Origin of the sequence: Methylobacter svalbardensis (assembly GCF_037671525.1) — a bacterium.
GTDB lineage: Bacteria > Pseudomonadota > Gammaproteobacteria > Methylococcales > Methylomonadaceae > Methylobacter_A > Methylobacter_A svalbardensis.
In genome coordinates, this window is the sequence record NZ_JAWPOH010000103.1 from 1 (window position 1) to 7,304 (window position 7,304).

Here is a 7,304-nt window from a genome sequence, read left to right on the forward strand (position 1 = left end):
GTTCTATCTGGCGTACCGTTGCTTTAACCTGACTCCAAAGGTCTTTGGAGGTAAATGCTTTCGATGCCAGAAAACGCGTCATCTGGTCATGGCTTATATCCCCTTCCATCATTGCCGACAATCCGGTTGCCGTCGCAAACCCGTTATTGCAGATCAGGTAGTCTGTGTATAATTCTAGTTTTATTTTTTCCATCCCGAAATAATACGCTTTTTGAGGGGTGGGTGCGTAACATCAGTTAACAGTTCAGGCAAAATTTCTTCTAATGCACCCTGCGGATATTGAAGTAAGGCATCTAGCCCCTGAATCCAGCCTAATTTCTGGCAATGATGCAGCAATTCCATGCATTTTTGTTCGTCATCCTGAACCATCAACTGTTGCAGATTGGCTATATTGAGCGCACAGGTTTGTTGCCGCTTTAGCAATGCTCTTAAAAATTGACGCGGCTTATCCATTTCCGTTGTACAGACAGCATAATAAGCGCCGGCCGGCGTTGGATACAGGTGTAACCCTTCTGTTATCGAATAGGCGCTCATACCTCAATTCCGGGATCCAACGAATACAGTAATGACTGCACTAAAATAGAGACATCATTTTTAACTCGGGCATCCACAGAAAATACCGGTGGTTTTATACCCATTCCTTGCAGCTGGATATGGTAGTCGTTAATAGTCGGCTTATTGCTCAGATCCATTTGGGTCACGCCAATGGCTACATTCGTTTCAGCTATGAATTTCTGAAATGAATCCAGAAAGAATTTCATATCCTGAAAAGGATCCGCTCTGGTGTTATCAAGCAGCAAAATCAGGCCTATGCCGCCTGTAGTCAGGATATCCCACATAAAATCAAAACGTTCCTGTCCGGGCGTACCATAAAGATGAATTTTCTCACCGTCGGCTAGATTCATAATGCCGTAGTCCATAGCCACCGTAGTCGATGCTTTTTTGGCCTTGGTCATGTCACTGGCAGAAGCATCTGTTTTAATAGGCGGTGTATCGCTGATTGATTCGATGGCTGTTGTTTTACCCGCACCTACCGGGCCGGTAAAAATGATTTTGTAATGACTCATATTGCTCCAACTCTATGATTTATTTGCGCGTAATTTTCCGAGAATTCTACTTAACAAGCCTTGTTGTTCGCTTTTTTTGATAGCGGGCGGTTGAAAGATTTCATCGACTTCTCTTTTAGCTTGTCCAACCAGTCCCAGTGCATAAGCGGCACTGATAAATACGAACACATATTGCAGTTTGATTTTTAAAACCTCAACGATATCCGGCAAGGTTCTGGGGCCTGCTATAAGCAATGCTGAAATCCGTAATGCATGAGGAGTGACAACAAGGCGGGTAAAATTTGGCCAGTTCTTTAAAAAAACAGCCCGGTGAATATCCAGAGCGCTTGGATAACGTCCTTTAGACGTCCATACAGCCAGCTTCCATAGAAACGCATCCTTGTTATGAAACTTTTCCAAGTCTTCCTGAATTGATGCGGGATTTGATTCCACCGGAATAAGGGTCATTTTGGGGGCTGAAATTTTATTCATGGCCACGCTGGCAAAAGCCCTCAGTTGCTTGTCATCGGCATCAAGCCAGACTTCATGGTTATGGGGAAAAATAATCAGCGACTTCCAGCCTGAGTTTAAGCGCAGCACCTGTTTTTTGGCTTCAGCTACCATCAAGGCTGACTGAACATATCCCTGAAAATAATCTTTAGGGTTGTAAACTGCATCCGGGAATTGCTTCGGGTCATTTACATCCAGACCTGGAACAGATCCTATATACGCGCTAAATTTCCCTTCATCAAGCTGCATTGCAGTTTGGTGTTTGGAGGTTTTTTTCTGTTCATCAGTTTTTGTAGTCTGCTTTTTAAGCTGATTTTTTTCTGACGATAAAAGATTTTCAGTTTTGGCAATTGAGTCTTGCGCCTGAAGGGCGGCGGTATTTTTCGTATGTGTACCGACTGAGTGTTGCGGTTTTTTCTTTGCGGATACAATCGCATCGGCTTCGCTCAAGGCGGACAGCAGGTCGGCGGTTTTGATCGGTTTTTTTACATAGAGAATATTTTTAAATGCCAGTTCCTGTAGGGATAATGCAATAATCGGTCTGTCCGACTCAGTCAGTCTCTGTTCAAGCAACTTTTTTGCTTTTACAGAATCGGCATCGATAATATCAACTTCGGCATTCAGGTCTTCGACGACAACAGCGGCCCCTTTACAGGGTCCTTGAAGATACATCGCCATCATTTTATAGGCTCGGTCATCCATTCCGTGGAGAGCGATTTTTAAAGAACTTTTGCGTTTATCTTTCATTTTTACGCTCATTAAAAAACGCTTGTAATGTACCCCAGTCACTGGGCATGGCCACATCTAAGCCGGAGACAATATTAAACATGGTTATAAATCCCGAAGTATCGCGAGTCGATTTATAAAGTTCTAATAAGCACTGATGCAGCTCCAATCTTTGCGGTTGATTGATTATGGCTCTTTCCAGTATGTCTTTTGCTTCATCCAGTTGGCTATATTCAATATAATCATGAGCCAGAACCAGTGGGTCATAGGTTTGTTTATTGGAGGTTTCAAGCTGTTGAACCAGATTTCCGGTTCCAATCAGGCCTTTGGTAAAAACCGAGTATTGGTTCCCGGCCAGCAGCGCAACATCAAAATCCTCAGCCATAAAATCATGCAGTATCTTATATTGCTCTCCGGACAATTTTGATTTTGTTCCGATGATCATCCGTCTGCTGATTGCCAGCCCCCGTCTATTTAAAACAACCAGTAAATCGATCAGCGCCGCGAAAAGCTGTTCCTGTGAATTTATCTGGTAACAATGATAAATACGCTGAATATGTGCAATTAATCGTTTGGGCTTTCTGGTAACAAGAAAAACAAGATTTTCTAAGAAATTATCGGGCAACTTATTATCGGTAAAAGTAAAAGCCTTGGAGTCAGACAGCAAAAACTTATTAAATTCAGTCGGTTCGTTTGAGTTATTGTCGTTGCAAGTAATCAGTTGGTTGTAAATGGTCATTCATTAATTCTCAAATTAGCTGAGATGAAGCATAGATAGAATTTGAGTTTTTACCAGTTTTAGCGTGAAAAAACCTAAAATTAGTAAGTGTTTAGGTAGGGCAGGTTCTGCTAGAATACGAAGACTGACCGAGAATAGCGAAGAAGAATTAACCCTTGAATTACTTTTCCTCCCGTAATTCATCATGACTCAGTAGGCCGCTGGACGGTTGTCCCCCCATAAGCTTACGACTCTCAATATTTATTTAGGCGGAAGCTGATTTTGAACGTAACGCAGACTACTGAGTCACGATGACGAGTTAATTTGTTTATGACAAAATCAAAAAAATATAATTCCCAAATTCCGCAGACGAATTTTTAATATTTTATTGGCATGTAACACGGGTAAAACCAACCTTGACTTATGCTTCGTACGCATAAAATTTCGTTTGATGTCTGTTCGCAAAAGTATGAAATCAGGCTTTTTGGACTTTGGGTTGAGTTTACAATTTCATTGGATTGACAATAATAGCCAAGCTCGACTGTATTTTTTAGGTAAAATTGACTCCATTCATTATTTGATCCTAAAAAAACCGTGGCAACTTTATTTCCCATTCCTGAAAATCATCCACAACGCTTTGTACTTCACAACGAGGTCCACGCCCGGGCACCGTTTAATCTCAATTTGCCGGTTAGAGCCAGTCATCTTGCGCTATTGCTGTCTAATGACGAAAAAATGCAAGAACGCAGACATTTGATAACGCTTTGCGAACGATTTGGCGTGGCCCCGCCTGAAAAAGAAGTCGATCACTTTAGCGCCACCTTTAATTCCTTTCAAATACGCTGGGAACAACACGGCGAGTTTAGTACTTACAGCTTTTATGTGCATGATTCGCCTGAAGATCCTTTTGCGGATGTTGCCCTAAAAAAAGTTCCGGTAGATTGGATGTCGCAATTAACCGGGCAAGTCATTGTTGCCGCTCATGCAACCATAGTCTCCGCTGCCGATATTCATTATGATGAAAATATTGATTTAGCGTCTCTCTCGTCTTACTTTGCAGACAATCCGGTCATCGGCTCTAAAGTCACCGGCGGTGCGGCCTCGGTATTTACCGATTTCCGCATTCACGTTGATGGTTTTAGCCGTTTTTTGATTATTAACAACGACTTAAGAGCTGAGCAGGCAGGGCGTTTATTGCAACGGCTGTTTGAAATTGAAGTGTATCGGGTTATGGCGTTGCTGGCTTTTCCGATTGCACGCAAATTGTATCCGGCCTTAAAAAAGTCGGATCGGCAACTGTATACCATCACCAACTCAATGACGCTGCCTGACAATAATGATGGCGAGTTACTGGATGAGTTAACCACACTGGCCGCTGAAGTTGAAAATTACATCTCCAGCAATCACTTTCGCTTTGCGGCTGCCAGTGCCTATTATCAATTGGTGGAGCAACGCGTTAACGATTTGCGCGAAGTCCGGATTCAAGGTATTCAGACCTTGGGTGAATTTATCAAGCGGCGACTGGAACCGGCGATTAATACCTGCGAATCCATTTCGCACCGCTTTACCCTGCTTTCCGAACGCGTCAGCAACGCAAGCCAATTACTACGCACCCGTGTCGACATCATTATTGAGCGACAAAATCAGGGCTTGCTCACGTCAATGGCCTTACGGGCAAAAATGCAACTGCGGATGCAACAAATGGTTGAAGGCATCTCGATGGTTGCCATTACTTATTATGCAGCCAGTCTTATCGGTAAACTGGCCGAAATGCTGCATATCATGGGTTGGAAAGTCAATCCGGGAATCATTGAGGGCATTTCAATTCCGTTTATTTTGATCATTATCGCTATCAGCAGTAAACGAATTCATAGAATTATTGCCAATACCACCGAATAACGAGATCACACAAGGGCGGTATTGTTGATGAAAAATGCAGGTAAACCGACTATCCTGCCGATTTGCGCCGCGTTTTGTAATCGCCCATTACTCAGGCAACACCGTAAAAAATCGATGTTAAAACAGCAGTATGGATTCATTCAGGCACAAATTGCTGATGGCGTTCATCCTAAAAACGGCAGTTAGTCCACGAAAAGCACGAAAGACACGAAAGAAATCAATATGTTATGTTGATTTAGCTATTCACCCTTTGGGTGACGATCTGCAACCTGGTATCTCTTTGAATATTTTCGTGCTTTTTGTGTTTTTCGTGGATCAAATGATTTTTCCAGGTTCATTGGATATCGTTACTGATAGAACCGGCTCTACCGCAGATTACTTTTTTGTGTTTTTATAGCTTTCCTCGCTCTCGTTCTTCGCTTTTTCACCTTCTTCAATCATTCGGTTACCTTCCACAATTTTATTTTGGCCTTCGCTAACTAAAATATTACCGCGTTCAACCAATTGCTTACCTTTTTGCCATCTATCACCCAAGTTTGCTATGCCTTGGCTTTCGCTCAGCATTTGTTCGCCGGAAAGGATGGGGGCGGATACAGGATCAGAAGCGCAACCGCTGAATAGTAAAGCTACACAAGCGATTATTAGATTCGGCCGGATAGTGAAAGTATTTTGCATAATCAGTTACTCTTAAAGTTATAAAAAGGCGGTTAATTTTATAAAGCGTTATTATGCAGGTTACAGTAAATTTCTTACTGCCATCGTGATAACAAAACACTTTATTTAAAACAGTTTACACGTATAAGCCTTCTACCTTTCCATATAAAGAACTGATGTTACGCACCGACTACGAACTATCAATAACGTATGATCATTTTTTGTTTTGTAAGTTATTGATTTTTGGGTTGCCTGCGTAACATCAGAGAATAATCACTGGAAATCAGCCAGCTTGGTCAATAAATAGTCTATATCTTTTTCGGTATGCTCTGCGCAAACCTGCAATCTGATTTCCTGTTCACCTTGAGGGACAACCGGGTAATTAAGCCCGGTAACCAGGATATTATGCGCCAATAAATGCGTTACCAAAGCCGATGTTTTTTCCGTGTCTCTGGTCAGGATGGGGACGATAGGATGCTCTCCCTGTAGCGTTTCAAAACCCAGTTGATCAAGTCCTGCTCTAAGCCGGACGCTAAATGCCCGCAGTTTTTCCAGCAGATGCAAGCCTTCAGGACTGCTGACAATATCTAAAGCCGCGCTTGCCGCAAGCGCTTCAGCCGGCGTAATCGGATTTGAATAAATATAAAACGGTGAGGTTTCCCGTAAATAATCAATGACCGTCGAACTGGAAACGACATAGCCGCCATTCACACCAAAGGCTTTACCGAGCGTAGCGATTAAAATATCCGCCTTACCCCGGGTATATTCTTCTGTGCCACGCCCGGTCCGGCCAAACGCACCAACGCCATGCGAATCATCAACAATGCTGATAATGCCTTGTTCATACGCCTGTTCATGCCGTTTGCAGCAAGCGCTTATTTTATCGAGGTCTGCGTAATCACCGCGCATGCTGAAAATTCCGTCAGTAACCAGGCAAACGCGTTTGACCCGGCCTTGGTAAGCTTCAAGAATGTTGTCCAGAGCATTGATATCTGCATGCGCATAAATTTCTTTGCCGGCAGGATGGGACAGGCGTATCGCATTGATAATGCAGTTATGATTCAGTGCATCGCTGATGATTAAGGTATCGGCAGTAATAAACTGAGGCAGGACTCCCAGCATAGTCGTATAAGCCGAACTGAACAGCATTGCCGATTCGCGACCATGAAATTTTGCCAGTTTTTGTTCCAGTTTAATATGCGGTTGGTAAGTGCCGCTGATAAAACGAACAGCTCCGGGACCGGTGCCGAATTTTTCAGCGGCCGCAGCTTCCGCTTTAATAACCAATGGATGCACGGCAAGTCCCAGGTAGGAATTTGAATTCATCCGCAGGAAAGCCCTATCCCCGTAGCCTTCAAGAAAATAGCGGATGCCAAAGCCGTCAGCGGCAGCTTTCATGCCGGTGATGACTTTCTCATTACCCTTGCATAGACCTTGCTTTTGTAATTCGGCTAACTTTTCGATGAGCAGTGGTTCTAATTTATTCAGTGACATAATGCCTCCGGTTATGGGTGCTGATGCGTAACAATATCTCATTGATCCTTTATCCAGCTTATACTCGATGTTCAAGTTTTTAAATTTTTTGCAGCCTGATTCTTGGAAAATTATCCAGCAGCACGGTACTGTAGCGAAACCGTCGGCCCTAAACGCCCCAAATCCCTCCCAACCATATGTTTTCCAGAAGGCATTAACTGAAAAACCTCATCAATAAGTCCAGCCAATTCTTTGAGCTTAGCCGCAGGATTCTTATC

Annotated in this window: 8 protein-coding genes and 1 pseudogene; 2 read left to right on the forward strand and 7 right to left on the reverse strand. The window is 43.2% G+C overall.

Features of this window, described 5'->3' with window-relative positions; translation table 11 throughout:
• From RW114_RS19205 to RW114_RS19225, 5 genes and pseudogenes are all read right to left on the reverse strand, one after another.
• Positions 1-193, reverse strand: a pseudogene (locus RW114_RS19205) (IS701 family transposase); the annotation flags it as partial.
• Positions 181-534 (reverse strand): hypothetical protein, encoded by a 354-nt coding sequence (locus tag RW114_RS19210; RefSeq protein ID WP_340124357.1) that lies wholly within the window; start codon positions 532-534, stop codon positions 181-183. The gene RW114_RS19210 and the pseudogene RW114_RS19205, both read right to left, overlap by 13 nt.
• Positions 531-1,067: a GTP-binding protein gene (locus RW114_RS19215; RefSeq protein WP_340124358.1), complete on the reverse strand. Its 537-nt coding sequence runs from the start codon at positions 1,065-1,067 to the stop codon at positions 531-533. Before RW114_RS19215 ends, RW114_RS19210 begins: the two co-directional genes overlap by 4 nt.
• A 12-nt stretch (positions 1,068-1,079) precedes the next feature.
• On the reverse strand, positions 1,080-2,006 hold the full coding sequence (locus RW114_RS19220) for a hypothetical protein (protein WP_340124359.1): 927 nt from the start codon (positions 2,004-2,006) through the stop codon (positions 1,080-1,082).
• A 286-nt stretch (positions 2,007-2,292) separates the two neighbouring features.
• Positions 2,293-3,021 carry a type IV pilus assembly protein FimV gene (locus RW114_RS19225; RefSeq protein ID WP_340124360.1) on the reverse strand — a complete coding sequence of 243 codons (729 nt, stop codon included), beginning with the start codon at positions 3,019-3,021 and terminating at the stop codon, positions 2,293-2,295.
• Positions 3,022-3,594: 573 nt separating this feature from the next.
• Between RW114_RS19225 and RW114_RS19230 the strand changes: the two genes are divergently transcribed.
• Both RW114_RS19230 and RW114_RS19235 read left to right on the forward strand, forming a co-directional pair.
• The gene (locus RW114_RS19230; protein WP_340124361.1) at positions 3,595-4,899 is read left to right on the forward strand and encodes a DUF3422 family protein; all 1,305 of its coding nucleotides are present in this window, start codon (positions 3,595-3,597) and stop codon (positions 4,897-4,899) included.
• Positions 4,900-4,926: 27 nt separating this feature from the next.
• Positions 4,927-5,085 (forward strand): hypothetical protein, encoded by a 159-nt coding sequence (locus RW114_RS19235; protein ID WP_340124362.1) that lies wholly within the window; start codon positions 4,927-4,929, stop codon positions 5,083-5,085.
• 189 nt (positions 5,086-5,274) lie between these two features.
• Here the strand turns inward: RW114_RS19235 and RW114_RS19240 are convergent, their stop codons facing one another.
• Together RW114_RS19240 and RW114_RS19245 are read right to left on the reverse strand one after the other, a co-directional pair.
• Entirely contained in the window at positions 5,275-5,574 is a 300-nt protein-coding gene (locus RW114_RS19240) for a hypothetical protein (RefSeq protein ID WP_340124363.1), read from the reverse strand.
• A gap of 252 nt (positions 5,575-5,826) precedes the next feature.
• A complete protein-coding gene (locus RW114_RS19245) occupies positions 5,827-7,047 on the reverse strand; it encodes an aminotransferase class I/II-fold pyridoxal phosphate-dependent enzyme (protein WP_340124364.1) in 1,221 nt (406 codons plus the stop codon).
• Positions 7,048-7,304: the final 257 nt, after the last annotated feature.